Source organism: Gillisella vitis, assembly GCF_001541345.2.
Taxonomy (GTDB): domain Bacteria; phylum Pseudomonadota; class Alphaproteobacteria; order Rhizobiales; family Rhizobiaceae; genus Allorhizobium; species Allorhizobium vitis.
Genome location: NZ_LMVL02000003.1, coordinates 130,835 through 155,448, shown reverse-complemented (window position 1 = coordinate 155,448; position 24,614 = coordinate 130,835). Strand labels below are relative to the sequence as shown.

Sequence of the window (24,614 nt, the reverse complement as noted above, 5' to 3'; positions counted from 1 at the left end):
GCTTTTTGCATAGTGGCATAGCAATTGCTTCAAGTTGTGCATCATATCAATCCGGAGCATCCTATGCATCGTCGTACCCTACTTGCCCTTGGCCTTTCCCTTGCCACCTTTGCCGCCGTGCTGCCGGCCCATGCCGATGCGCTGAGCGACATTACCAAGCGGGGTACGCTAAAAGTGGCGGTGCCACAGGACTTTCCACCATTTGGCAGCGTCGGCACCGACATGCAGCCCGTCGGATATGACATCGACACCGCAGCGTTGATTGCCAAGAAATTGGGCGTCAAGCTGGAACTGGTGCCGGTCACCAGCGCCAACCGCATTCCCTATTTGCAGACCAACAAGGTCGATCTGGTGATTTCCAGTCTCGGCAAAAACCCGGACCGTGAAAAGGTCGTGGATTTCTCCACCGCCTATGCGCCTTTCTACAATGGCGTGTTTGCGCCCGCCGACACCGCCATCAAGTCCGCCGCCGATCTGTCGGGCAAGTCGGTCGGCGTCACCCGTGGCGCGGTCGAGGATCTGGAACTGACCAAGGTTGCGCCGTCCGACGCCACCATCAAGCGCTACGAGGACAATAACGGCACAATTTCCGCCTTCCTGTCCGGCCAGGTCGATGCGGTTGCCACCGGCAATGTCGTCGCCGCCGCGATCCTCGCCAAGAACCCGCCGAAGCGTCCGGAGCCAAAGTTCCTGATCAAGAACTCGCCCTGCTTCATCGGCTTCAACAAGAACGAACCGGCGCTGGCGGAAAAGATCAATACCATTATTGCCGAGGCCAAGGCCGATGGCTCGCTCAGCAAGATTTCTGAGAAATGGCTAGGCGCCCCGCTCCCCGCCGATCTCTGATCGTTGATCGTTGATCGTTGATCGAACGGTATAACTATTTTCTGCACAATCACCCGCAGCCGAGACGGCTGAGGTGATTGTGCAGGCCAGATACGGCAGCAAAGCTGGCTAGTCCGCTTTGCCAGCAGGTTTCATCATGCATTATATTTTCGATTTCAGCTGGTTTGGCGAATACTACCCAATCATCCTCAAAGGGGTTGGGGTGACGGTCGAATTGACACTGGTTGGTGGCGTGGTCGGCATTGCCTTCGGCATCGCTTGCGCCTGGGCGCGGGCCTTGGGACCGAAATGGATCAAGCCGCCGGTCGCCGCCTATGTGGAGCTGATCCGCAATACGCCCTTCCTCATCCAGCTGTTCTTCATCTTTTTCGGCCTGCCCTCCACCGGGCTGAAGCTCTCCGAGATGCAAGCCGCCAATCTGGCGATGATCATCAATCTCGGCGCCTATAGCTGCGAAATCATCCGGGCCGGGATCGAGGCAACCCCGAAAGGCCAGTTCGAGGCCGGGACCGCGCTGGCGCTTCGCCCGCTGCAAACCTTCCGGCTGATCATTCTGGTCCCTGCCCTGCAACGCATCTGGCCGGCGCTGTCGTCGCAATTGGTCATCGTCATGCTCGGTTCCGCCGTCGTGTCGCAGATTGCCGCCGAAGACCTGACCTTTGCCGCCAATTTCATCCAGTCGCGCACCTTCCGGGCCTTCGAAGCCTATATGATCTCCACCGCTCTCTATCTGTTGCTGGCCATCGGCCTTCGGCAATTGCTGGCCCTGCTCGGACGGCAAATCTTTCCGAAAGGGGCGACGCGATGATTGAGTTCACCCTCTGGGATATCGCCCGCAATCTTTTGCTGGCTGCCCGCTGGACCCTGGTTTTGTCACTGGTCTCCTTCTTCTGCGGCGGGGCGCTGGGACTGCTGCTGTTGATGCTGCGCATCGCCAAACAGCGCATGCCCCGAATCTTCGCGCGCGGCTTCATCGAGTTTTTCCAAGGCACGCCGCTCTTGATGCAGCTGTTCATCGCCTTTTTTGGTCTCGGCCTGTTCGGTATCGACGTTCCCGCCTGGCTCGCCGCCGGTGTGGCACTGACCTGTTGGACCTCGGCTTTCCTGACCGAAATCTGGCGCGGCTGCGTCGAAGCCGTGCCAAAGGGCCAGTGGGAAGCAGGCACCAACCTGGCCCTCACCTATCGCCAGCAGATGCGGCTGATCATCCTGCCGCAGGCCATGCGGATCGCCATTGCCCCGACCGCCGGTTTTTCGGTTCAGGTGGTCAAAGGCACGGCCCTGACCTCGATCATCGGCTTTGTCGAATTGTCGAAGGCTGGCACCATCGTCACCAATGCCACCTTCCAGCCCTTCACCGTCTATGGCTTGGTCGCGCTGTTCTACTTCGCCATCTGCTATCCGCTGTCGCGCTATTCCAAATATCTGGAACGCCGGTTTGGCGCGGCACCAGTGGGGCATTGACTCGCGGGCATTGATCCCTCAACCTATCCCCGGCGAAATTGCGCCGGGGTCATGCCCATCCGCGCTTTGAAATTACGGGTAAAATGCGCCTGATCGGCAAAACCGCAGACAAAGGCAACGTCGGCAGGCGCAGCGTCCTTGGCCAGCATGGACTCCGCTTCTCGAATACGCCGAAGTGTCAGGTAGGCATGGGGCGTAATGTGATAGGTGGCGCGAAAGCTGCGGATCAAATGCGCTCGGCTACAGCCAACCAACCCCGCCAGATGCTCAAGGCCGATATCCTCAGCAAAATTCGCATGGAGATAGTCTCGCACCCTCGCCATCGCCGTGTCGGGGCGAGCAATAGAGGACGCAGGCGCAACAACGCCATGGCGGGTGAAAAGAGCGGTGAGTATGTCCAGCATCCCCTCTTCGGCACCAAGCATTCCATCTGCCTGCTCAATTTGCCTGTGCATCCTGTTAAAGGCATGCGCCAAGGCCGGATCTGTGACGATCTGCTGGCGAAAGGACGGCGTTCCCCACGACGGTCTCTTGCTCGTCTCTTGCAGAACGTCGCACACCATGGCGACCGACGGATAGATCATCCGATATCGATAGACCCCACCCGCAGGACTGCCATCGTGGATCTCCTCCGGATTGATCAGATAGAGATCGCCCGGTCCACAAATCTGCCGGCAGCCGCGAATAGTGGCAATTTTCTGTCCCGTCTCCATGGCGCCGATGCCGAAATGCTCATGGGCATGCGGGGAAAACCGATGGGTGACGAAGGTCGCGCTCATGCATTTCATGCCGCCAAACCGGGCATCCCGCCAGAAGCGGGTCTGCTCCCGAATGGGCACTGACGCAAGGCTGGTGGAAACCGGTGAAAGCATGTTCATCGCCAGACAATAACACCAGCCCAGCATTCCAGTCTTGAAGAAAAGTGATAGGGTCCAGCCATCGTTCCTTTGCGAAAAGCTGTTTCATGTCTGCTTCTTCCTTTTCCATCCCCCCCTCCGATGAATTCCTGACCGCACCGCTGCGCGTCATAATCGACCTCCAGGCGCTGGCCGACAATTGGCGCGAGATGGCGAAGCGATCCGGCAAGGCGCGGGCGGGTGCCGTGGTGAAGGCCGATGGCTACGGCATTGGCATCGAGGATGCAGGGCAGACGCTTTACAATGCCGGTGCGCGGGATTTTTTCGTGGCGCTGCCATCCGAGGGCGCGACCTTGCGGACCTATGCGCCGGACGCCCGGATTTTCGTGCTGTCAGGGATCTGGGAGGGAATGGAACCGCTGTTTTTCGAGCATGATCTGGTGCCGGTGATTGCCAGTGAGGAACAGCTGGCATTCTGGATGCGGGCCGTGGCCGAGCATGGCGATCACCCATGCGCCCTACATGTCGATACCGGTTTCAACCGGCTGGGCCTCAGCATGGACGATGCATTGTTTCTGGCGACTGACGTTTCTCGCCCGGCCAGCTTTTCACCGGTGCTGATTTTGAGCCATCTCGCCTGCGCAGACGATCCATCCTCGCCGATGAACCAGCAGCAATTGCAGGTTTTTCATCAGGTTAGCGCGGCTTTCGAGGGAATTGAATCAAGCCTTTCAGCCTCTGCTGGAACTTTACTCGGCCCCGATTACCACTTCGATCTCACCCGCCCCGGCATCGCGCTCTATGGCGGCGAAGCGGTCATGGGCCTGCCCAACCCGATGCGTCCCGTGGTCAAGGCCGAGGCCCGCATTCTCCAGATTCGACAAGCCAAGAACGGAGAAACCGTCAGCTACGGCGCCAAATGCCAGTTGCGGCGCGATAGCCGTCTGGCCATTGCCTCCGTCGGCTATGCCGATGGCTACCTGCGCAATCTCTCAGGCCACGGCACGGCATTGCGCGATACCGGATCGCCGGGCGCCTATGGCTCTATCGCCGGATACAAGGTGCCGGTTGTTGGCCGCATCACCATGGACATGACGATCTTCGACGTCAGTGACGTGCCGGAAAAAGCAATTGCCGCTGGCGATTATATCGAGCTGTTCGGGCCAAACATGCCCATCGATGACGTGGCGCGGGCGGCAGGTACGATCGGCTATGAAATACTGACCGGCCTTGGCCTGCGCTATGAGCGGCATTATCTGGAGGCGGAATAAGTCTTTAGCCCTCTTGCATCGGCACGGCATTTCTCTTAGGTGATAGCACGTATTCACTTTTTGTTCTCATTTCTCCATCCATATTGTGGTGGGTGGGATGGTACGATGCTCGCATGAAAGGCAATGCATGGCCAAGGCCAAGACCCAATTCATCTGCCAGAACTGCGGCACGGTTCACAGCCGCTGGGCTGGCAAATGCGATGGTTGCGCACAGTGGAACACCATTGTCGAGGAAGATCCGATGGGTGGCATCGGGTCCGGTCCCGGCAAGGTGCCAAAGAAAGGCCGGGCAGTGACGCTGACCTCGCTGTCGGGCGAGATCGAGGAAGCACCGCGCATTCCGACCGGCCTGTCGGAACTGGACCGGGCAACCGGCGGCGGTTTCGTGCGCGGCTCCGCTGTGCTGATTGGCGGCGATCCGGGCATCGGTAAATCCACCCTGCTGATGCAGGCCGCTGCCGCCTTGTCGCGGCAGGGTCATCGGGTCGTCTATGTCTCAGGCGAAGAGGCGGTGGCGCAGGTGCGGCTGCGCGCCCAGCGGCTGAATGCTGCCGATACCGATGTGCTGCTGGCGGCGGAAACCAATGTCGAGGATATTCTGGCGACAATTTCCGAAGGCAAACGGCCCGATCTTGTCATCATCGATTCGATCCAGACTCTCTGGAGCGACACCGCCGATTCGGCCCCCGGCACGGTCACGCAGGTGCGCACCGGCGTGCAGGCAATGATCCGTTTCGCCAAGCAGACCGGTGCCACCATGGTTCTGGTCGGCCATGTCACCAAGGAGGGCCAAATCGCCGGTCCCCGCGTCGTCGAGCACATGGTCGATGCGGTGCTGTATTTCGAGGGCGATCGGGGCCATCATTACCGCATCCTGCGCACCGTCAAGAACCGTTTTGGCCCGACCGACGAAATCGGCGTGTTCGAAATGTCGGATCGAGGCCTGCGCGAAGTCGCCAATCCCTCGGAACTGTTTCTGGGCGAGCGCAATGAAAAAGCGCCGGGCGCTGCGGTGTTTGCCGGCATGGAAGGCACAAGACCCGTACTGGTCGAAGTGCAGGCGCTGGTGGCCGCGACGGCGCTTGGCACGCCGCGCCGAGCCGTGGTTGGCTGGGATTCCAGCCGCCTGGCGATGATTCTGGCTGTACTGGAGGCCCATTGCGGTGTCAGGCTTGGCCAGCACGATGTCTATCTCAACGTGGCAGGCGGCTACCGAATCACCGAACCAGCCGCCGATATGGCAATTGCCTCGGCGCTGGTCTCCTCGCTGGCAGGTGTCGCCCTGCCTGCCGATTGCGTCTATTTCGGCGAAATCAGCCTTTCGGGCGCGGTGCGGCCCGTATCGCATACGGCGCAGCGATTGAAAGAGGCTGAAAAGCTTGGCTTTTCCTCCGCCGTGCTGCCCGCATCCTCCGTCGATCTGCCGAAACGCACTGGCAAATGGGGTGAAATCGAAAGCCTGCCGGATCTGGTGGCGCGCATTGCCGGATCGAAACTGAAATCGCGCCAGCAGGGCAATGAGGATTGACGGAACGGCCGCAAAGGCATCGGCAACGGGCAGGTTGCGACCCTTGTCGCTCATAACGGTTGATTGCTTGTAGCCTGGAATTGACAGGGCCGGACCCCTTCCCCTACATGAACGGCAACGGACTGCAAGAGGACGCTATGGGAAAGACACGGACGGCATTGGTGACCGGCGGCGCTGGATTTCTCGGTTCACACGTCTGCGCACGATTGCTTGACGAAGGCTGTGACGTGGTCTGCCTGGACAATCTCCAGACCGGGCGGCGCAAAAATATCGAACCTCTGCTGGTCAATCCCAAACTGTCCTTCATTAAAGCCGATGTCCGCGATCCCTTGCCGCAGGGCAATTACGACGAGATCTGGAATCTCGCCTGCCCCGCCTCGCCGCCGCAATACCAGATCGATCCTGTTGGCACGATGCTGATCAATGTGCTCGGCATGAAAAACGTGCTGGACCTGGCTGTTACTTGCGGTGCGCGGGTGTTTCAGGCCTCGACCAGCGAGATCTACGGCGATCCGCAGGTTCATCCGCAGACGGAAAGCTACCGTGGCGCGGTCAACACGATAGGGCCACGCGCCTGCTATGACGAAGGCAAGCGCGCCGCCGAAACCCTGTGTTTCGATTATCACCGCCAGCATGGCGTTGAAATCAAGGTGGTGCGGATTTTCAATACCTATGGTCCAAACATGGACCCGCAGGACGGACGGGTGGTCTCCAACTTCATCGTTCGCGCCCTGGAAGAGGCACCTTTGGAGCTTTACGGCGGCGGCACGCAGACCCGGTCCTTCTGCTATGTCGATGATCTGATCGAGGGATTTTTCCGGTTGATGCGCTCCGATGCCTCAATCACCGGTCCGGTCAATATTGGCGATCCCGGCGAGTTTACCGTGCGGGAATTGGCTGACATCATTCTGGAAATGACCGGAAGCCGGTCGGTTATCATCGACAGGCCGCTGCCGAAGGACGATCCGCTGTTGCGGCGTCCCGACATCACCCTTGCCGGGCAATTGCTGGGCTGGGCGCCGAAAGTGCGGCTGCGTGAAGGACTGAAGCGGTCGATCCCGTATTTCGCGGCGGAAACGGGACGCACCATTAACACCAGTGCTGCCAACATCAATCTGGATACCATGTCATGAAGAATATCCTTGTCGTCGGCGGCGCCGGCTATATCGGAAGCCACGCCTGCAAGGCCTTGTCCAAGGCGGGTTACACACCTGTGGTCTATGACAACCTGGTCCACGGCCACGCGGATTCGGTCAAATGGGGACCGTTTGAACAAGGTGATATTGCAGATGGCGCACGGCTCGATGCTGTTCTCAGCAAATACAAGCCGGAATGCGTGATGCATTTCGCCGCCTTCGCCGCTGTTGGCGAATCGGTGACGGACCCGGCAAAATATTACAATAACAACATCCATGGTTCGGTCTGCCTGCTGGATGCCATGCGCCGCAATGGCGTTGACACCATCGTGTTTTCCTCGACCTGCGCCACCTATGGCGAGGTGAAAAGCCTGCCAATCGTTGAGGAAGCTCCGCAGAGCCCGGTCAATCCCTATGGATTTTCCAAGCTGGTGATCGAGCAGGCGCTGAAGGATTACGGCCATGCCTATGGGTTGAAATGGGTGGCCATGCGCTATTTCAACGCCGCTGGTCTCGATCCGGAAGGCGATCTTGGCGAACGTCACGATCCGGAAACCCACGCCATTCCGCTCGCGGTTCTGGCGGCCATGCGCCAGACCGAGTTCAATGTGTTCGGCACCGATTACGATACGCCTGATGGCACTGCGGTCCGCGACTATATCCATGTCTGCGATCTCGCTGACGCCCATGTTCTGGCCATCGACTATCTGCAAAAGGGCGGCGAAAGCGGCGCCTTCAATCTTGCGACCGGCAAGGGTACGTCGGTCAAGGACTTGCTGGATGCGGTGTCTCAGGCGGTCGGCGCGGCCGTGCCGATCAAATATGCGCCAAGGCGGGCGGGCGATGCGCCGGTTCTCTACGCCTCCGGCGACAAGGCCCGCAGCCTGCTGGGCTGGACACCCCAATATACCGATATCAACCTGATCGTGAAAACGGCGGCGGACTGGTTCAAGGCACACCGTAATTAAGGACAATAAAACAGGGAATGTCGACATGGTTCGACAGGAACCGCAAGGCAATCCCGTCCACCGCACACCCCCGCCCATCCCACACCCTTTGACAGGAAAGCGGCAGAATTCATGAACGTTCGCATTACCATGGTAGGCACCGGCTATGTGGGCCTGGTCAGCGGCGCATGCTTTGCCGAGCTGGGCCATGACGTGATTTGCGTCGACAAGGACCAGCGCAAGATTGAAATGCTGCATCAGGGCAAGATGCCGATCTATGAACCGGGTCTGGATGAACTGGTGCAGCGCAATGTCGCCGCCGGGCGCATCACCTTCACAACCGACCTTGCCGCAAGCGTCAAGGATCGAGATGCCGTGTTCATCGCCGTTGGTACGCCAACCGAGGCGGGTTCGGACCGGGCCGACCTGAAATATGTGTTTGCCGCCGCCGCCGAAATTGCCAAGGCCGTCACCGGCTTTACCGTCATTGTCACCAAATCGACAGTGCCGGTTGGCACCAACCGTCAGGTCTTCGAGATTGCCAAGGCCAATGCCGCCCCGGATGCGCAGATCGCCGTGGCCTCCAATCCCGAATTTCTGCGCGAAGGCGCAGCTATCAAGGATTTCCTTGAGCCGGACCGGATCGTTGTCGGCGTCGACACCCCCCAGTCTGGCGAGGTGATGGAGCGGATTTATGCGCCGCTGCTGCTGAACGGCAATGTTCCTTTCTTCAGCACCGGGATTGAGACGGCTGAACTGATCAAATATGCCGCCAATGCCTTTCTCGCCGTCAAGATCAGCTTCATCAATGAAATGGCCAATCTGTGTGAAGCCGTTGGCGCTACAGTCGAGGACGTGGCCCATGGCATCGGTCTCGACAAGCGGATCGGCCGGGCCTTTCTCAATACCGGCCCGGGCTGGGGCGGCTCCTGCTTTCCCAAGGATACCCGTGCGCTGCTGGCAACCGCTGCCGATGCCGGGATCGATTCACGGGTCGTCTCCTCGGCGGTCGATGCCAACAACCAGCGCAAGGCCGATATGGTCACTCGGGTGATCGAGGCCGCGGGGGGTGATGTCGCGGGCAAGAAAATCGCCATACTAGGCGTCACCTTCAAAGGCCAGACCGACGATATGCGTGAAAGCACCAGCCTGGTCATGCTGCCAGCCTTGCAGGCAAAAGGCGCAAAGGTCGCCGCTTTCGATCCGTCGAACCCGCATGACGCCGCAAGCCAGTTGCCGGGCGTCGAAATGACCAGGACAGCCAAGGAGGCCGCGACCGGCGCCGATGTGCTTGTGATCCTCACCGACTGGATGGTCTTCAAGACCTATAATTTCAAGGAAATCGCCAGTGTCATGGCGTCTCCTGTGCTGGTGGACCTTCGCAATATGTTCAATGCCAATGATGCGCAGAAGAACGGCTTTTCTCACTATGTCTCGCTCGGACGGTGAGGTAGTTCCCAGGAACAGGCTGTTCGGAAGGATTTTTGGCGTAAAGTCACATTTGTGTAACAAACTCGGCAAGGATTGATCCTTCCACTGCGTGACATCGTGGTGTAAGGAGAGGCCGCCGGAACAGCCGGACCGGAAAGATCAAGAAACCTGGCGACCCCTTCGCGGCCTAGTCCTGGAGTTGAACGGAATGCCCATTACGATTTTCGACGGTATTGTCATCGGTGTCGTGCTGTTTTCAGCCGTGCTGGCGATGATCCGCGGTTTTTCACGCGAGATCCTGTCGATTGCCAGTTGGGTGGGTGCCATTGCGGCGGCCTATTATCTCTATCCCTTCATTCTTCCCTATGTGAAGAATTATACCAATGACCAGCGGATCGCCGTTGCCGCCTCTGCTGGCGGGGTGTTCCTTATTGCCTTGATCCTGATCTCATTCATTACTTCACGGATTGCCGACTTCATCATCGACAGCCGGATTGGCGCATTGGACCGTACGCTTGGCTTCCTGTTTGGGGCGGCGCGCGGCATTCTTCTCTTGGTCGTAGCCGTGGCCTTCTGGAACTGGCTGATCGATGCCAAGCAGCGGCCGGACTGGGTCAACAATGCCAAGTCGAAACCGTTCCTTGATGCGCTGGTCGTCAAGTTGGAAGCCGTGCTGCCCGACGATATCGAACCGCAATTGCGCGCCCGCATCCTCGGTAAGCAACAGACAGCACCTGCTGAAGGCCAGGCGCCTGCCGACGATGCCCCTGCACAAGCGCCAGCCCAGACACCAGGTCAGGCGCCCGCACCGGCCAACTGATATCGTCCGCCTTCTGGACGTTGATAGCAGGCTTGCTTATATAGAGCTGGCCTGTCCGAATTGCTCAAGACCATCAGACCCTGCCAGGGATTGAGCCGAGACAAAGAATGAGCGCCACCCGTGATGGAAATCGGCGCTCCTCACTGCATTTCGTCACCCGTGCCCCGTATCGGCGCGCATGTATCGAGCAAAGGCTTGCTGCAATGAAACAGTCTATTTCCTCGACTCTCCTTGAAGACCTCGATGGCGACACGCTGCATGAAGAATGCGGCGTGTTCGGCATTTTGGGCCATCAGGATGCCGCAACGCTGACCGCTCTCGGACTGCATGCGCTTCAGCATCGCGGCCAGGAGGCAGCCGGACTGGTTTCCTTTGACGGCAAGCAGTTTCACACCGAAAAGCATATGGGCCTTGTCGGCGACCACTATACCAATCCAGTGACGCTGGCGAAATTGCCGGGTTCCGCCGCCATCGGCCATACCCGCTATTCCACGACAGGAGAAACGGCGTTGCGCAATGTGCAGCCACTGTTTGCCGAGCTGGAAGAAGGCGGCATTGCCATTGCCCATAACGGCAATTTCACCAACGGCCTGACGCTGCGCCGCCAGATCATTGCCACCGGCGCCATCTGTCAATCGACCTCGGATTCGGAAGTGGTCTTGCATCTGATCGCCCGGTCACGCCACAGCTCGACAGCCGACCGTTTCATCGACGCCATGCGGCAGATGGAGGGCGGCTATGCGATGATCGCCATGACCCGGACCAAACTGATCGCTGCGCGCGACCCGATCGGCATCCGACCGCTGGTGATGGGCGATCTCGACGGCAAACCGATTTTTTGCTCGGAAACCTGTGCGCTGGACATTATCGGCGCAAAATTCGTGCGCGATGTCGAAAACGGCGAAGTGATCATCTGCGAGATCCAGCCTGACGGTTCGATTACGGTGGACAGCCGCCGCCCGGCACGTCCGCAACCGGAGCGCCCCTGCCTGTTCGAATATGTTTATTTCGCCCGCCCCGATTCGGTCGTCAGCGGTCGCAACGTCTATCAGACCCGCAAGGCCATGGGCATGAACCTGGCGAAGGAAGCCCCTTGCGACGGCGATGTCGTGGTGCCGGTTCCCGATGGCGGCACGCCGGCTGCGCTTGGCTATGCCCAGGCCAGTGGCATTCCGTTCGAATATGGCATTATCCGCAATCACTATGTCGGGCGCACCTTTATCGAGCCGACGCAGCAGATCCGCGCCTTCGGTGTCAAGCTGAAACATTCGGCCAACCGAGCGATGATTGAGGGCAAACGGGTTATCCTGGTGGACGATTCCATCGTGCGCGGCACGACGTCGCTGAAGATCGTCCAGATGATCCGCGATGCCGGTGCCAAGGAAGTGCATATCCGTGTTGCCAGCCCGATGATCTACCATCCGGATTTCTACGGCATCGACACGCCGGACGCTGAAAAACTGCTCGCCAATCAATATGCGGGTGCCGAAGCCATGGCGAAATTCATCGGCGCCGATTCGCTGGCCTTCCTGTCCATCGACGGGCTGTACATGGCCGTGGGCGGCGAGGCCCGCAATGCTGCCAATCCGCAATTTACCGATCATTACTTCACCGGTGACTACCCGACCCGCCTGATGGATAAGGAAGGCGAGAAAATGGGCCGCAAGGTGTCGGTTATGGCCAGCAATGGCTGACAGTCTATCCAAGAATCGCCGCTGGCGGGCTGCAAATGGTAATTTCTGCGCTTACCTAGGCTCACGTATTTGAATACGCTCCGCTCCGGTTCTCGAAATCACCATTTTCGCTGCGCCAGCAGCAATTCTTGAACAGACTGTAGGCCGATTATCAGCGTTGCATGAGATGATGAGGGGGGAAGCGGACATGACGGTTGATCTCAAGGGACGGATCGCACTGGTCACCGGCGCATCACGCGGCATTGGCTATTTCACCGCGCTGGAACTGGCAAAGGCAGGCGCGCATGTGATTGCCTGCGCCCGTACCGTGGGGGGCCTGGAAGATCTCGATGACGCCATTACCTCGGCTGGTGGCAGCGCGACCCTGGTGCCCTTCGATCTCGCCGACATGAGCGCTATCGATGCGCTGGGTGGATCAATTTTCGAGCGCTGGGGTAAGCTGGATATTCTGGTTGCCAATGCTGGCGTGCTCGGCACGATCTCGCCCGTTGCCCATGTCGAGGCCAAGGTGTTCGAAAAGGTGATGACCATCAATGTCACCGCCACCTGGCGGCTGATCCGCTCGATCGATCCGCTGATCACCAAATCCGATCAGGGCCGCGCCCTGATCCTGTCCTCGGCCGCACCGCATAAATGCAAGCCGTTCTGGGGTCCCTATTCCGCCTCCAAGGCTGCGGTGGAAGCACTGGCCCGCACTTGGGCTGCCGAAAACCAGCGCCTGCCGCTGCGCGTCCTTTCCATCGACCCCGGTGCCACCCGCACGGCGATGCGCGCCCAGGCCATGCCGGGCGAAGACCCTGATACATTGCCGCATCCCTCAGAGGTCGCCAAGGCGCTGTTACCGCTGGTCGGGCCACAGCAGACGGAAACAGGTAAGCTGTTTATCGTCAGGGAACAGAAGATCGTCGATTATCCGCCCTACGGCTGATCACGATTGCCGACAGCCTGCACGGCATCCTGCGATCTTGAAAAATATGGAAGTCAATCCTTACGGCAAGAGCGGCTCAAAAGTCGTGCCCATCAGGGCCACTTTGTTGCGAATCCGCTCGGCTCCTTCGGCTCTTTCCGCGGGATTATCGATCAGGCGGATGATTTCTGCGATCCAGGCAGCCTGATCATAGGGCAATCGAGGTTGTGCATCATCAGCCTCGGCGCCATAGGCCAGGCCTTCTGAGAACAGCCCTGCCGCGCCCAGCCGGGCCACATCGATGAATTTGGTGCAGGCCCGGCTGTCATTGGCCTCGGACGGCGCCAAGGGCACCAGCATGATATCGACCTGCGCCCTTCCCGCGTAAACCAGATATTGTGGCCAGGACACCGGCGCCTTCACCGTTACGCGGTTCATGTCTTTCCAGATCGCCCGCGCCTTCTTGCCCGCAAACACTTCGAACACCGCCTGGGGGCGCTGTTCCAGCACGGTCCGGATGACCGGTTTCAGGAAGTGATGTTCCGCCACATGTACGCCGGTAGCGTGATAGGCGACCACCACCTTGTCCTGGCTGGCCGCGCCATCAGCGCTCCCATCATCTTGCAAACGGCGCTCCCAAAGGCTGCTGGGGGGAGCTGGCGGCAGAATCCGCGCCTTTGGCTCGCCAATCGCCTGGAACAATTGCGGTGTGGACAACCATAGAATGTCGAGATGGCGGTTCAGGCGTCGCAGCGGATAAAGCGCCCGAAACCACAGAAACAGGCTATAGGCGATATCGGCGTCGCGGCTGGAGATCACAGCATTGATGTCGTCATCCAGCAGCAGACCGACACCGGCAAGCTTGTCGGCATGGGTTTCGATCCAGCGGAGCAAGGGCCGCGATGCATAGCGACAGATCACCACAAATGCGCCGTCGGGGTCGAGTGCGCCCGCGTCAAGCTTTCTGATATCGTGAACCTGATAGGGAGGCATGCCCTCCGCATTCAGCCGGGTAGGCAGATAATAATCGAATGTGGGGTTCGGAACGCGACCGAAGACCAGAACCGACTTGACCGGACGGCGCGGCGTTCCATCCGCTTGGTCCCGCAGCCGGGGTCGCGGTAAAGCTTGTTCCAGAACCGGCCAGTACCAGCGTTTTTTCATCGGATGCGGCCACTCCTTGCCGACAGGTCGCGCGGCGCAGCTTCCAGCACGAAATCACCAGCACTCAACGAGCAATTCGGATTGTAGCAGGGATCGTTATCGATCACGTCGGCCCAGCGTTCGAACATCACCTTCTCCTCTCCGGCAAGGCGCAACCGCTTTTCGACGGTATCGTCACGGCCACGCGATACGGATTCACGATGAACAAGGCGTGCATGAGGCGTCCAGACGATATTGAGACCGGCACGGCGGAGCTTCAAACAGTAATCGACGTCATTGAAGGCAACAGGTAAATTCGCTTCATCCATACCGCCCACCTGCAACCAATGGCTCTTTCGGGTCAAGAGGCAGGCCGCCGTGACGGCGGAAACATGGCGGCGCTGCGCAAGCAGGCCATAATCCTCGCCACCGTCAGGATCATGAAAATGGAAGCTGTGGCGGGCGATGGATCCCGCCCCCAGTGTGACACCGGCATGCTGCACAAAACCATCGGGATAGAGCAAAAAGGCGCCAACCGCACCGACCTGAGGATCGTTCAGCTCGGCATTCATCTCACCCAGCCAGTCGCGCTCCAACGGCTCGACATCATTGTTGAGCAGCAGTATCCGTTCATGCAGGGCCTGATTGATGCCGAGATTGCAGGCTCTGGAGAAATTGAAGGTGCCGGGCATCGGCAAGCGCCGCACATGGCCCTCCGCCTCAATTCTGTCGAGAAGAATGCGCGTCGCATCCTCCTTGCTGTCATTGTCGATGACGATAATGTCCAATTCACCATGATCGGTGCCGCCCAGCAGGCCATCGAGACAGGCGGAGAGAAGATCCGCCCGGTCACGGGTCGGAATGATCACTGTGACAGGGGGACGAAAGCTGCGTGGTTGAAGCAAAGGCCGCGATGGCGTGAGAGCAGGCCGTGGAGAGGACCGGTGAACCAGAACGCGGGGAAAATGAAGAATGTCCCCCGCTGCTGCTGCCTGGATAACGAGCCGGTTCGCATCGAAATTGGTGCCATCGACAGGCTGCGGCAGGCAGGCAGAACGCAAGAGAACGCAGTCCATCGGAAGCCAGCCGGTTTGCACCAGGGGCAGGTTCCAGGCCGGTTTGAAAAATGGCTCGGCTCGTCCGCCCTTGCGGGTAGCCTGGTCCTCGTCGCAATAGACCCCTGCCGCCTGCGGGTGACGGATCAGGCAATCCACCATCCATTGCAGCGCTAATGGCGACAAGGTGACACCCGCTGGCACCAGCAACCAGAACAGATCCTTCTCTGTCGTGCGGTTTGCCAGGCCACCGGCCAGGTCTTCCAGATCCACAAATTCAACTTGGCGATAAGTCTGCCGATCAAGGCTTTTGCGCGTGACAGTCTGCCCCTCACCTGCTCCGATGACACTGACCAAAACAAGGGGTGCCAAACTGCCGGCGATAGGTGGTGGCCTGTCCATATCTTCGCGTAGCCGAAGCCAATCCTGATAGCAGGGTGACGACAAGGCCTCAAAATACCGGAGAAACCGGGACGTCGCCCCTTTGACGTTTCGCGCCGTCAGCAAGCGGAGCAAGGTATGCCCGGCACGGGGCCATCGTATCAGCACCCGTAAGACAGCTTCGGCGATGGAAAGCGTACGGATCGTGACGGTCGGTTTTCGTCCCACAACGGCCCCATCCTTTGCCTGTATGGCCATGACCGTGCCAACCAGTGTGATCGCGTCCAGATCATCAGGCAGCCACCCCAGGAAGCGTCCGGCATTTTTGACGATCAACGACCGTTTGAGAATGGCAGGAACCCGACCGGCACGATGAAGCAAGAGACGCGGCGACGGTCCAAGGTAACCGTCGGGATCATCAACTGAGATCAACACCGGCTTATCGGCGAGATGGCGAGCAGCCGAACCCTGCGCGGCGCATATCTGCGCCAGCCCGGTCGAATCCTGTCCATCAAGCACACTGGTCTTCAACGCATCACACCACCGATAAGACCACTGGATGCGCTCCACAGCCGATACAATATTTCACCGGGCCTCACTTTTGAAACGCCAACACCGACCGCAACGAGACCTCAGCCCGCATTTTACCGCATAAACCTTAAATCAAAGTCGATTTGAGGAAAAAATTATGCAGTATATATAAACTGTTACAGCGCCACACCCTCTCAGGTGCGTGGCGCTGTATTGCAGATACGCGTCCGATTTAAAAGCGTCAGCGCACTTTTTTCAGCAGATATTGCCCATAAGCGCTCTTACCATATTGCAGGCCGAGCGTCTCCAACTGCTGGGCGTCGATGAAACCGAGCCGATAGGCGATCTCTTCCGGGCAAGAAATCTTGAAGCCCTGGCGGCGTTCCAGCGTGGCGACGAATTCCGAGGCGTCGAGCAGACTGTCGGGCGTCCCGGTATCCAGCCACGCATAACCACGGCTCATCTTTTCGACACTGAGTCGGCCCCGCTCGAGATAGACCCGGTTGACGTCGGTGATTTCAAGCTCGCCGCGCGCCGATGGCTTGAGGTTTGCGGCAATATCCACCACATCCTTGTCGTAGAAATACAGCCCGGTCACGGCCCAGCTCGAGCGTGGCGCCTGAGGCTTTTCCTCGATTGAAACTGCCTTCATGTCCTTGTCGAATTCCACCACGCCATAGCGTTCTGGATCGTTGACGTGATAGGCAAACACTGTTGCCCCGTCATTACGCGCCACAGCACTTCTGAACAGGTCGTTGATGCCGTGACCGTAGAAGATATTGTCCCCCAGAATGAGGCAGGACGGATTGGAGCCGACGAAATCCGCGCCGATGATATAGGCCTGGGCCAGGCCATCCGGCGTTGGCTGCTCGGCATAGGTCAGCGAAATCCCCCATTTCGACCCATCACCCAGCAGGCTTTGAAAGTTCGGCAGATCCTTTGGCGTCGAAATGATCAGGATATCGCGAATCCCGGCCAGCATCAGCGTCGACAGCGGATAATAAATCATCGGCTTGTCATAGACCGGCATGAGCTGCTTGGAGGTGACTAGCGTCATGGGATGCAGGCGGGTGCCGCTGCCACCGGCTAGAATGATACCCTTCATTTATAAAACTCCTGACACGTCATTTGTGTTCGTTGTCTTTTGAGGAAAGCTGGCGACCATCGTTGCCCGGACCAACTCTAAACTGCCGCTGGCCGCCGTAACCGGTCGATGACCAGTTGCGTCGACACGCGCCAATCGGGGATATCGATAGCATGAACTCTAGCCAGTTTGGCGCAATCCAGCCGGGAATTCGCAGGCCGTTTGGCAGGCGTCGGGTAGGCGCTGGCCGGGATCGGATTGACTTTGGCCGAGGGGCCGTTTTGGTCAGCAGAAAGCCTGAAGATTTCCGCTGCAAATTCCGCCCAGCTCGCCTCTCCCGTTCCCGTCATGTGGAACGTACCGCGCAGATCCGCGTCCTTGGACGACAGCAGGTTTTCGGCAACTTTCAGCACAGCATCGGCAATATCGAGCGCCGAGGTCGGATTGCCGATCTGGTCGGCCACTACGCCCAGTTCATCGCGGGTTTCGGCCAGCCGCAACATGGTCAGCAGAAAATTCTTGCCGAACGGGCTATAGACCCAGGCGGTACGCAGGATCACGTGGTTATCGGTTTCCGCCGCCACCCGGCGCTCGCCTTCCAGCTTGCTGCGGCCATAGACGCCAAGCGGCGCAACCGGATCGGCCTCGTTATAGGGCGAAGCCTTGCTGCCATCGAACACATAATCGGTCGAGATGTGGATAATCGGGATATCCAGCGCCTTGGCAACCCGCGCCAATTCCCCCGGCCCTTCGCCATTGACCGTGAAAGCTGCGGCCTCGTCGGTTTCGGCCTGGTCGACTGCGGTATAGGCGGCAGCAGAAATAACCAGGTCGGGTTTTGCGGCACGCACAGCCGCTTCAATCGTCGAGGGATCGGCCAAATCAAGCTGCGGACGCCCAAGAGCAATCAGGTCCAGATCCTTGCGATCGCTGGCTTTCTCAAGCAGTGATTGAACAACCTGCCCGGCCAGGCCCGTCACCAGATAGCGCTTCACGCCGCTCATTTGCTCGCGGCCTTCAGCAGGCCAAGGCGGCTGCCATCATAGCCCTGGCGCAACGGCTCCCACCACCAGCGGTTTTCGAGATACCATTTCACGGTCTTCTCGATGCCAGTCTCGAAATTTTCCTGGGCCTTCCAACCGAGTTCGGTTTCCAGCCGCGTGGCATCAATGGCATAGCGAGCATCGTGGCCGGGACGGTCGGTCACATATTGGATCAGCGTCTCATGTGGTGCACCTGAAGGATGCAGTTCATCCATCAGCGCGCAGACACGAGTGACGACGTCAATATTGCGTCGCTCATTGCGGCCGCCGACATTATAGGTTTCACCGATCTGTCCACGTTCGGCGATGATATCAAGCGCCCTTGCATGGTCTTCGACGTAAAGCCAATCGCGGATATTGGCGCCATTGCCGTAAACCGGCAAAGGCTTTCCTTCCATCGCGTTGATGATCATCAGCGGAATGAGCTTTTCCGGGAAATGGAAGGGGCCGTAATTGTTGGAGCAATTCGACACCACCACCGGCAGGCCATAGGTGCGCGCCCAGGCCTTGGCGAGATGGTCGGAGGCCGCTTTCGAGGCTGAATAGGGAGAGCTTGGATCATAGGGGGTTGTTTCGGTAAACAAACCCTCATCGCCCAGCGATCCATAGACTTCGTCGGTCGAGACATGCAGGAAGCGGAAAGCGTCCTTGCTCGCGCCTTCCAGCGCCTGCCAATAGGCGCGGGCGCATTCCAGCATGGTGAACGTGCCGAGCACATTGGTTTCAACGAAATCCTTGGCGCCAGTAATCGAGCGGTCGACATGACTTTCGGCGGCCAGATGCATGACACGATCAGGCTTGAAGCTTGCAAAAGCCGAGGCAATCGCCTGGCCGTCGCAGATATCGGCCTGAAGGAACCGATACAGCGGATTTGCCTCAACCGATTTCAGCGAGGTCAAGGTACCGGCATAGGTCAGCTTATCAACATTCAGGACGTCATAGCCTTTTTCAAGCACCAGATGCCGCACGACGGCCGATCCGATAAAGCCGGCGCCGCCGGTTACAAGTACGCGCATGATTTTCGATATCCCCTAGCGTTCATAGAACAGACTTGCATGAAGCAGATTGGCAAAAAGCAGAGGCGCTTAAGGCCGATAGACGAAATTCGTCTCAAGCTCACTCAGTTTCGGCTGCTTCTTGTCCTTGTCAGACAGGATGGCGTTGTCTTCCGTCACCGGCCAGTCGATCGCCAGCGCCGGATCGTTCCACAACAGGCCCCGGTCATGATCCGGGCTGTAATAATCCGTCACCTTGTAGCTGATCACGGTATTGGGCTGCAATGTGCAGAAGCCATGGGCAAAACCCGGCGGCACCCAAAGCTGGCAGCCGTTTTCGGCGGTCAGTTCGGCTTTCACCATCTGGCCGTAGGTCGGCGAACCCCGGCGAATGTCGACAGCGACATCCAGCAAAGCGCCAGCCGCACAGGACACGAGCTTGCCCTGCGCCCTCGGGTCCAACTGGAAATGCAGGCCGCGAACCGTACCAACCTCTGCCGAAAACGACTTATTGTCCTGAACGAAGGTGAAAGATCCCACTTCGCTTTCAAACAGGCTGGCGCGGAAGGTTTCCATGAAATAGCCGCGCGCATCCCCAAACCGCTTTGGAGTGATCAGAAAAACGCCCGACAGCTTCGTTTCTTCAAACTGCATTCTTGTCCCTTTGAATTAAGCCCTTCGGGCAGTTAACAATCTCGATCCATCAGAGCAAGTAAAATGCTAGGTGCCCACCGTCTTAACCGGAAGATTATGACGTTATTCGGACAGTCTCTACGACCGGCTGCCACCATTGCAGGCAAGCGTTTGCCATTTATGTCTTTTTACGACACGATCCGTTCAAAACGGTGCGCCCTCCAAAAAGCTCGAGAACGGCACGAAGGCCGACGAGCAATCGAGCGGCGGAACCGGATCTTCCTCACTGGCATCCACGAGATTGACAGTTTTCACCCGGCGGGCCGGATCTGCCTTCAGAAGGTCAGCAAAGCTGACCGGGCCAGGCCCTATCGTGACATGGGCATTGAGTGGCGGATCTTTTGCCGCCGGATCGGCGGAGCCGACCAGAAGCGGCTGGGGGCCGTCGAACTGAATGGTATCCAGGAAAAGGCCAAGCGGCTGATAATGCGCATCGTCCCTGATGCCACGCAAAACCACATGGCCACCGCTGCCGGTCGTGCTCCCCGTATAGCGCAGGTTGCGCACTGTGATGCCGGAAAAATCCGGGATACGGCCACCGGTTTTGTCCGAGTAGCGGGTATCGAATACCAAGGGAAAGGCGACATTGCGCATGCAGACATCTTCATACAGCACATTGGTGACCTTGCCGCCCCGCGATGTGTCCGATTTTATCCGCAGGCCATTGCCGTTCGGGCTGTCATGGCCATCCATCACCAGATCATAGACATGGATACCGTCCACGCCAGTATCGGTCTCGGAGCCAATCGACATCCCGTGGCCGTAATAGAACCGGTTATGGGCAAAAGTCATGCGCGTCGAAGGCTTGTCGCCGCCCGCCTTGATCGCCACATGATCGTCGCCAGTGCTGATCGCGCTGTAGGCGAGCACGACTTTCGAGGACTGGCCCGGGTCGAACCCATCGGTATTCTTGACCGTATCGGGCGTGAAACAGGTGGCGGGCGTCAGCTTGTCAGGCGTGGCCTCTGGCGGGCATGCGTAATTCGGGCGGGTATAGACGGCACTGGGGCTGAGGATCTTTATCCCCCAGGCAGTCAGGCCCGTCACACCATTGCTCACCACATGAAAATTCGGGCTGTTCAACAGCGTTATCCGGTGCAGGGTAAAATCCTCGCCGCCATCGATTTCCACCAGCCGGAACACATGCTGGATCAATCCCTGCTTGGATTGCCACGCCACATCCCACCAGGACCGCTTGCCAGCATTGTCGCCCGACAACAGCAGCGAACCACCGCGCCCATCGATCTTTCCTTCGCCAACGATGCCGCTGCCTTTGGTGTCCTTGGCCGCAATCAGCGGCTTGCAGGTCTTGGCGGATGAGGTATTGGCCGTACCGCAATCGCCAGCACCACTGTCGTAATCCTTGGGATCGCGGGAGGCAAACAGCGTCACGCCCTTGTCGATCCACAGCACAACGCCGCTCTTCAAGTTCAGCGGTCCGCTCAAAAACGCATCCTGCCCCTCAGCGCCGGGAACGAGCTTGACGGCACCGCCTGCGCAGCCGTCAATGGCAGCCTGCAAGCGCATCTGGTCTGGATGGGGAGCCTTGCCATCGGCGTCGGCATGATCGAGGGAACCATCCTTGGCCGTCAGGCCAGCCGTCAATGTCGCGCAGAGGTTGGAGGGAGCCTCCGGCGCGGTCACCGACCCCCATTGGGTGGCTACAGCTGGCTCCGCCGCCGAAACCGCAACCGGTGCCAGGGCGCAAAAGGCAACCGCGCCAAGCATCCGACCTAAAGCAGACCGTTGAAACAGGTGGGCAAAAACAGGTCCGGGCATAGGCTTATCCTTCAGCGGCGGCATGTAAAACAACAGTTCGCGCCCATCTTCAAACCGGTGAATGGCCCGAAATCAAGGCTGGAGCGTGCGCTTGTCGATTGGATAAAGCAAAAATTTTTCATCACGGCGTAAAAACCGGCAGTGACCGACCAGAAGACGCAAAAATCCGTTGACCAAAAACCGGGGTCGCGTCATAAAGCCAACCATGAAAACGAGCACCTGCACTATCTGCTGGATCATTATTCGCTAGCGCATTCGCTGGCCCGGCCGTTTTCGTCTCTTGCAAAAGTCCCAGATGACAAACGCTCCGGTCCAGCCGGTTATCATTACGTCTGGAGACTGCCATGGCCGAAGGCCTCAAGCTTTACAACACACTGACGCGCAGCAAGGTCGATTTCACCCCGATCGACCCTAAAAATGTGCGCATGTATGTCTGCGGCCCAACGGTTTATGATTTTGCCCATATCGGCAATGCCCGGCCCGTTATTGTGTTCGACGTGCTCTACCGGCTGCTGCGGCATATTTACGGCGAAAATCACGTTACCTATGCCCGCAACATCACCGACGTTGATGACAAGATCAATGCACGGGCGCTTCGGGATTTTCCCGATCTGCCGCTGAATGAGGCGATTGCCAAGGTGACGCAAAAGACGGCGGATCAGTTCCAGGCCGATGTGGCCGCACTGGGTAACTTGCCGCCGACCATCGAGCCGCGCGCCACCGACAATATCAGCCAGATGATCGACATCATCAGGACGCTGATCGCCAAGGGCCATGCCTATGTGGCGGAAGGCGAAGTGCTATTCGATACCAAATCCATGGCGGCTTACGGCCAGCTTTCCAAGCGCAATCTGGATGAGCAACAGGCAGGCGCACGCATCGCCGTAGAGGCCCATAAAAAGCATCCCGGCGACTTCGTGCTGTGGAAGCTCTCGAGCCATAACGAACCTGGCTGGGACAGCCCCTGGGGCCGAGGCCGTCCCGGCTGGCATATCGAATGCTCGGCAATGTCGAAGCGCTATCTGGGCGAGGTTTTCGACATTCACGGCGGCGGACTGGACCTGATCTTCCCGCACCATGAAAACGAAATCGCCCAATCCTGCTGCGCCAACGACACCAGCATGATGGCCAATGTGTGGATGCACAATGGCTTCGTGCAGGTGGAAGGCCGCAAGATGTCGAAATCAGATGGCAACTTCTTCACCATCAACGAATTGCTGGACACAGAGAATTTCGGCGGTCGCAAATGGCCGGGCGAAGTGCTGCGGCTGGCGATGCTGATGACCCATTACCGTGAGCCGATTGATTTTTCGGTGAAGCGGCTGGAAGAAGCTGAGCGGCTGGTTTCCAAATGGCCAACCGGTGAGGCAGGCGATGCCGCGCCAGATCAAAGCGTGCTGGATGCACTGGCGGATGACCTGAATACGGTGGCCGCCGTGCAGGCCCTTCATGCGCTTGCATCTGCGGCCAATAGCGACCCATCCAAGCTTCCGTCCTTCGTTGCCAGCGCTGCTTTGCTTGGGCTCACACCAAAGAAGGCAGAGGTCAATGAGGATCTATCTGCCGCTATCGACGCCCTTGTCGAGATGCGCCTTGAAATGCTGAAGACCAAGAACTTTGCCGAGGCCGACAAGATCCGCGACGATCTTTTGGCCAAGGGCATTCAGCTCAAGGACGGAAAGAACAAGGACACCGGCGAGCGCGTGACCACGTGGGAGGTCAAGCGGTAGAAGGCTTGCGGCTCTCGCTCTCTTCTCCCCAGCGGGGAGAAGGTCGCGGCAGAGGCAAGAGGGGGGCGAAGCCAAAACGTCCCTCAAAACGGTTTTGGTATATCTTTACGACGGTATGGGAGCGACATCCATGATCGATCACATGAATATCAAGGTTGCCGATTTTGAACGTGCAAGGGCTTTCTATGACGCAGCCTTTGCGCCGCTTGGCGCGTCGCTGCTCTACATGGTGCCGGCGGAATATTCCAACGGCGTGAAAATGGGCGGCTACGGGCGCGATAGACCCGTCTATTGGCTTCATGAAGGAGCGCCGGCCGTTGGCTATCATCAGCACATTGCGTTTACGGCCAACAGCCGCGCCGAGGTGGATGCTTTCTATCAAGCCGCAATCGCCGCCGGTGGAAAAGACAACGGCCCACCCGGCCTGCGCCCGCACTACCATCCAAACTATTACGGTGCGTTTGTGTTTGATCTGGATGGCAACAATATCGAGGCCGTTTGTCACGCGAGGGTAGATGTCTGACCAAGTGGGCGGTTAAGTGTTGATTTGCATAGGACATCCGCTTGGCATATGCTAAGGCCTATGCCAGCGATGGAGGCACATATGAGTATGGAGCAGGAAAGACATGTGCGGGTGTTCAAGAACGGTCGTAATCGCGCCGTTCGCATCCCCGTGGAATTCGAGTTTCCGGGTGATGAAGTGATCATGCGCAAGGAAGGCGATCGGATCATTATCGAGCCTGTTGGCAATGCTCGAAAGAAGGAAAATCTTGTCGCTTTTCTGAGAAGACAGGGGAAAATAGAGGAGGATTTTCCCGATGTGGATGAAGGACTGCTTCCTTTGAAGGATGTCATCCTGTGATGGGATTTATGTTGGATACCAATATCGTCTCCGACATGGTTCGAAATCCTGATGGGCCTGCCATGGAACGCTGGAAACAAACGGGCTATGCGGACCTGCATCTCAGCGCCATCGTCGTCTCCGAACTTTACTTTGGCATTCAAAAGCGTGAGTCGGAACGATTGCGACGGGGTGTTGAGACATTTCTGAACAATGTTGAGATCGCAGCTTTCGAAGGACACGCCGCGCATCATTATGCCAGCATTCGCAATGCTCTGGCAAAGGCTGGTGAGATGATTGGCCCCAACGGCCTGTTTATCGCCGCCCATGCACTGTCGCTGGATATGATTCTGGTCACCAACAATACCCGCGAATTTGCCCGCGTACCTGGGCTGAAACTGGAAAACTGGCTCGAAATCACAACAGAGGGACAATAGG

23 protein-coding genes are annotated in these 24,614 nt (G+C 58.4%); 15 read left to right on the top strand and 8 right to left on the bottom strand.

What is annotated here, in order from left to right:
* Positions 1–63 precede the first annotated feature (63 nt).
* From ASB66_RS10785 to ASB66_RS10775, 3 genes are all read left to right on the top strand, one after another.
* Entirely contained in the window at positions 64–846 is a 783-nt protein-coding gene (locus ASB66_RS10785; protein ID WP_060715866.1) for a transporter substrate-binding domain-containing protein, read from the top strand.
* 136 nt (positions 847–982) lie between these two features.
* Positions 983–1,654 carry an amino acid ABC transporter permease gene (locus ASB66_RS10780; RefSeq protein ID WP_060715867.1) on the top strand — a complete coding sequence of 224 codons (672 nt, stop codon included), beginning with the start codon at positions 983–985 and terminating at the stop codon, positions 1,652–1,654.
* Complete coding sequence (locus ASB66_RS10775; protein WP_060715868.1) at positions 1,651–2,310, top strand: amino acid ABC transporter permease; 660 nt, start codon at positions 1,651–1,653, stop codon at positions 2,308–2,310. The genes ASB66_RS10780 and ASB66_RS10775 overlap by 4 nt, the downstream gene beginning before the upstream one ends.
* A 23-nt stretch (positions 2,311–2,333) precedes the next feature.
* On the opposite strand, the gene ASB66_RS10770 is transcribed toward ASB66_RS10775, so the two are convergent.
* Positions 2,334–3,182, bottom strand: a complete 849-nt coding sequence (locus ASB66_RS10770; protein WP_411910049.1) for an AraC family transcriptional regulator — start codon at positions 3,180–3,182, stop codon at positions 2,334–2,336.
* A 92-nt stretch (positions 3,183–3,274) separates the two neighbouring features.
* Here ASB66_RS10770 and alr point away from each other — a divergent pair, with 92 nt between their 5' ends.
* The 8 genes from alr (at position 3,275) to ASB66_RS10730 (ending at position 12,922) form a co-directional block, all read left to right on the top strand.
* Positions 3,275–4,438, top strand: coding sequence for an alanine racemase (gene alr, locus ASB66_RS10765; RefSeq protein WP_060715869.1), 1,164 nt, complete (start codon positions 3,275–3,277; stop codon positions 4,436–4,438).
* A 127-nt stretch (positions 4,439–4,565) separates the two neighbouring features.
* On the top strand, positions 4,566–5,966 hold the full coding sequence (gene radA, locus ASB66_RS10760; protein ID WP_015915501.1) for a DNA repair protein RadA: 1,401 nt from the start codon (positions 4,566–4,568) through the stop codon (positions 5,964–5,966).
* A gap of 137 nt (positions 5,967–6,103) precedes the next feature.
* A complete protein-coding gene (locus ASB66_RS10755) occupies positions 6,104–7,099 on the top strand; it encodes a UDP-glucuronic acid decarboxylase family protein (RefSeq protein ID WP_114386532.1) in 996 nt (331 codons plus the stop codon).
* Positions 7,096–8,070 (top strand): UDP-glucose 4-epimerase GalE, encoded by a 975-nt coding sequence (gene galE / locus ASB66_RS10750; RefSeq protein ID WP_060715871.1) that lies wholly within the window; start codon positions 7,096–7,098, stop codon positions 8,068–8,070. The genes ASB66_RS10755 and galE overlap by 4 nt, the downstream gene beginning before the upstream one ends.
* A 111-nt stretch (positions 8,071–8,181) precedes the next feature.
* Positions 8,182–9,498: a UDP-glucose dehydrogenase family protein gene (locus tag ASB66_RS10745; RefSeq protein WP_060715872.1), complete on the top strand. Its 1,317-nt coding sequence runs from the start codon at positions 8,182–8,184 to the stop codon at positions 9,496–9,498.
* 190 nt (positions 9,499–9,688) lie between these two features.
* Complete coding sequence (locus ASB66_RS10740; protein WP_060715873.1) at positions 9,689–10,300, top strand: CvpA family protein; 612 nt, start codon at positions 9,689–9,691, stop codon at positions 10,298–10,300.
* A 203-nt stretch (positions 10,301–10,503) separates the two neighbouring features.
* On the top strand, positions 10,504–11,994 hold the full coding sequence (purF, locus tag ASB66_RS10735; protein ID WP_114386530.1) for an amidophosphoribosyltransferase: 1,491 nt from the start codon (positions 10,504–10,506) through the stop codon (positions 11,992–11,994).
* Between the two features lie 187 nt (positions 11,995–12,181).
* Positions 12,182–12,922, top strand: a complete 741-nt coding sequence (locus ASB66_RS10730) for an SDR family NAD(P)-dependent oxidoreductase (protein ID WP_060715875.1) — start codon at positions 12,182–12,184, stop codon at positions 12,920–12,922.
* Between the two features lie 60 nt (positions 12,923–12,982).
* On the opposite strand, the gene ASB66_RS10725 is transcribed toward ASB66_RS10730, so the two are convergent.
* The 7 genes from ASB66_RS10725 to ASB66_RS10695 form a co-directional block, all read right to left on the bottom strand.
* Positions 12,983–14,065, bottom strand: a complete 1,083-nt coding sequence (locus tag ASB66_RS10725) for a glycosyltransferase family protein (RefSeq protein WP_060715876.1) — start codon at positions 14,063–14,065, stop codon at positions 12,983–12,985.
* The gene (locus ASB66_RS10720; RefSeq protein WP_147274034.1) at positions 14,062–16,011 is read right to left on the bottom strand and encodes a glycosyltransferase family 2 protein; all 1,950 of its coding nucleotides are present in this window, start codon (positions 16,009–16,011) and stop codon (positions 14,062–14,064) included. Before ASB66_RS10720 ends, ASB66_RS10725 begins: the two co-directional genes overlap by 4 nt.
* A gap of 241 nt (positions 16,012–16,252) precedes the next feature.
* The gene (gene rfbA / locus ASB66_RS10715; RefSeq protein WP_060715878.1) at positions 16,253–17,116 is read right to left on the bottom strand and encodes a glucose-1-phosphate thymidylyltransferase RfbA; all 864 of its coding nucleotides are present in this window, start codon (positions 17,114–17,116) and stop codon (positions 16,253–16,255) included.
* A 77-nt stretch (positions 17,117–17,193) separates the two neighbouring features.
* On the bottom strand, positions 17,194–18,099 hold the full coding sequence (rfbD, locus tag ASB66_RS10710) for a dTDP-4-dehydrorhamnose reductase (RefSeq protein WP_060715879.1): 906 nt from the start codon (positions 18,097–18,099) through the stop codon (positions 17,194–17,196).
* The gene (rfbB, locus tag ASB66_RS10705) at positions 18,096–19,154 is read right to left on the bottom strand and encodes a dTDP-glucose 4,6-dehydratase (protein WP_060715880.1); all 1,059 of its coding nucleotides are present in this window, start codon (positions 19,152–19,154) and stop codon (positions 18,096–18,098) included. Before rfbB ends, rfbD begins: the two co-directional genes overlap by 4 nt.
* A 69-nt stretch (positions 19,155–19,223) precedes the next feature.
* Entirely contained in the window at positions 19,224–19,787 is a 564-nt protein-coding gene (gene rfbC / locus ASB66_RS10700) for a dTDP-4-dehydrorhamnose 3,5-epimerase (RefSeq protein ID WP_060715881.1), read from the bottom strand.
* A gap of 183 nt (positions 19,788–19,970) precedes the next feature.
* A complete protein-coding gene (locus tag ASB66_RS10695) occupies positions 19,971–21,605 on the bottom strand; it encodes a glycoside hydrolase family 28 protein (protein ID WP_060716032.1) in 1,635 nt (544 codons plus the stop codon).
* Between the two features lie 344 nt (positions 21,606–21,949).
* On the opposite strand from ASB66_RS10695, the gene cysS reads away from it, so the two are divergent.
* The 4 genes from cysS (at position 21,950) to ASB66_RS10675 (ending at position 24,613) form a co-directional block, all read left to right on the top strand.
* A complete protein-coding gene (cysS, locus tag ASB66_RS10690; protein WP_060715882.1) occupies positions 21,950–23,335 on the top strand; it encodes a cysteine--tRNA ligase in 1,386 nt (461 codons plus the stop codon).
* Positions 23,336–23,465: 130 nt separating this feature from the next.
* Positions 23,466–23,858: a VOC family protein gene (locus tag ASB66_RS10685; RefSeq protein ID WP_060716033.1), complete on the top strand. Its 393-nt coding sequence runs from the start codon at positions 23,466–23,468 to the stop codon at positions 23,856–23,858.
* Between the two features lie 81 nt (positions 23,859–23,939).
* Entirely contained in the window at positions 23,940–24,197 is a 258-nt protein-coding gene (locus tag ASB66_RS10680; protein ID WP_411910050.1) for an antitoxin, read from the top strand.
* Positions 24,197–24,613, top strand: a complete 417-nt coding sequence (locus ASB66_RS10675; protein ID WP_060715884.1) for a type II toxin-antitoxin system VapC family toxin — start codon at positions 24,197–24,199, stop codon at positions 24,611–24,613. Before ASB66_RS10680 ends, ASB66_RS10675 begins: the two co-directional genes overlap by 1 nt.
* Position 24,614: the final 1 nt, after the last annotated feature.

Excerpts from the sequence above, each read along its gene's own strand:
- radA (WP_015915501.1), top strand. The coding sequence starts at position 4,566 with ATGGCCAAGGCCAAGACCCAATTCATCTGCCAGAACTGCGGCACGGTT.
- ASB66_RS10745 (WP_060715872.1), top strand. The coding sequence starts at position 8,182 with ATGAACGTTCGCATTACCATGGTAGGCACCGGCTATGTGGGCCTGGTC.
- ASB66_RS10740 (WP_060715873.1), top strand. The coding sequence starts at position 9,689 with ATGCCCATTACGATTTTCGACGGTATTGTCATCGGTGTCGTGCTGTTT.
- ASB66_RS10685 (WP_060716033.1), top strand. The coding sequence starts at position 23,466 with ATGATCGATCACATGAATATCAAGGTTGCCGATTTTGAACGTGCAAGG.
- ASB66_RS10780 (WP_060715867.1), top strand. The coding sequence starts at position 983 with ATGCATTATATTTTCGATTTCAGCTGGTTTGGCGAATACTACCCAATC.
- ASB66_RS10755 (WP_114386532.1), top strand. The coding sequence starts at position 6,104 with ATGGGAAAGACACGGACGGCATTGGTGACCGGCGGCGCTGGATTTCTC.
- purF (WP_114386530.1), top strand. The coding sequence starts at position 10,504 with ATGAAACAGTCTATTTCCTCGACTCTCCTTGAAGACCTCGATGGCGAC.
- alr (WP_060715869.1), top strand. The coding sequence starts at position 3,275 with ATGTCTGCTTCTTCCTTTTCCATCCCCCCCTCCGATGAATTCCTGACC.
- ASB66_RS10785 (WP_060715866.1), top strand. The coding sequence starts at position 64 with ATGCATCGTCGTACCCTACTTGCCCTTGGCCTTTCCCTTGCCACCTTT.
- ASB66_RS10770 (WP_411910049.1), bottom strand. The coding sequence starts at position 3,182 with ATGCTTTCACCGGTTTCCACCAGCCTTGCGTCAGTGCCCATTCGGGAG.
- ASB66_RS10680 (WP_411910050.1), top strand. The coding sequence starts at position 23,940 with ATGAGTATGGAGCAGGAAAGACATGTGCGGGTGTTCAAGAACGGTCGT.
- ASB66_RS10775 (WP_060715868.1), top strand. The coding sequence starts at position 1,651 with ATGATTGAGTTCACCCTCTGGGATATCGCCCGCAATCTTTTGCTGGCT.
- ASB66_RS10730 (WP_060715875.1), top strand. The coding sequence starts at position 12,182 with ATGACGGTTGATCTCAAGGGACGGATCGCACTGGTCACCGGCGCATCA.
- galE (WP_060715871.1), top strand. The coding sequence starts at position 7,096 with ATGAAGAATATCCTTGTCGTCGGCGGCGCCGGCTATATCGGAAGCCAC.
- ASB66_RS10695 (WP_060716032.1), bottom strand. The coding sequence starts at position 21,605 with ATGCCCGGACCTGTTTTTGCCCACCTGTTTCAACGGTCTGCTTTAGGT.
- rfbC (WP_060715881.1), bottom strand. The coding sequence starts at position 19,787 with ATGCAGTTTGAAGAAACGAAGCTGTCGGGCGTTTTTCTGATCACTCCA.
- rfbB (WP_060715880.1), bottom strand. The coding sequence starts at position 19,154 with ATGCGCGTACTTGTAACCGGCGGCGCCGGCTTTATCGGATCGGCCGTC.
- rfbD (WP_060715879.1), bottom strand. The coding sequence starts at position 18,099 with ATGAGCGGCGTGAAGCGCTATCTGGTGACGGGCCTGGCCGGGCAGGTT.
- ASB66_RS10725 (WP_060715876.1), bottom strand. The coding sequence starts at position 14,065 with ATGAAAAAACGCTGGTACTGGCCGGTTCTGGAACAAGCTTTACCGCGA.
- cysS (WP_060715882.1), top strand. The coding sequence starts at position 21,950 with ATGGCCGAAGGCCTCAAGCTTTACAACACACTGACGCGCAGCAAGGTC.
- rfbA (WP_060715878.1), bottom strand. The coding sequence starts at position 17,116 with ATGAAGGGTATCATTCTAGCCGGTGGCAGCGGCACCCGCCTGCATCCC.
- ASB66_RS10675 (WP_060715884.1), top strand. The coding sequence starts at position 24,197 with ATGGGATTTATGTTGGATACCAATATCGTCTCCGACATGGTTCGAAAT.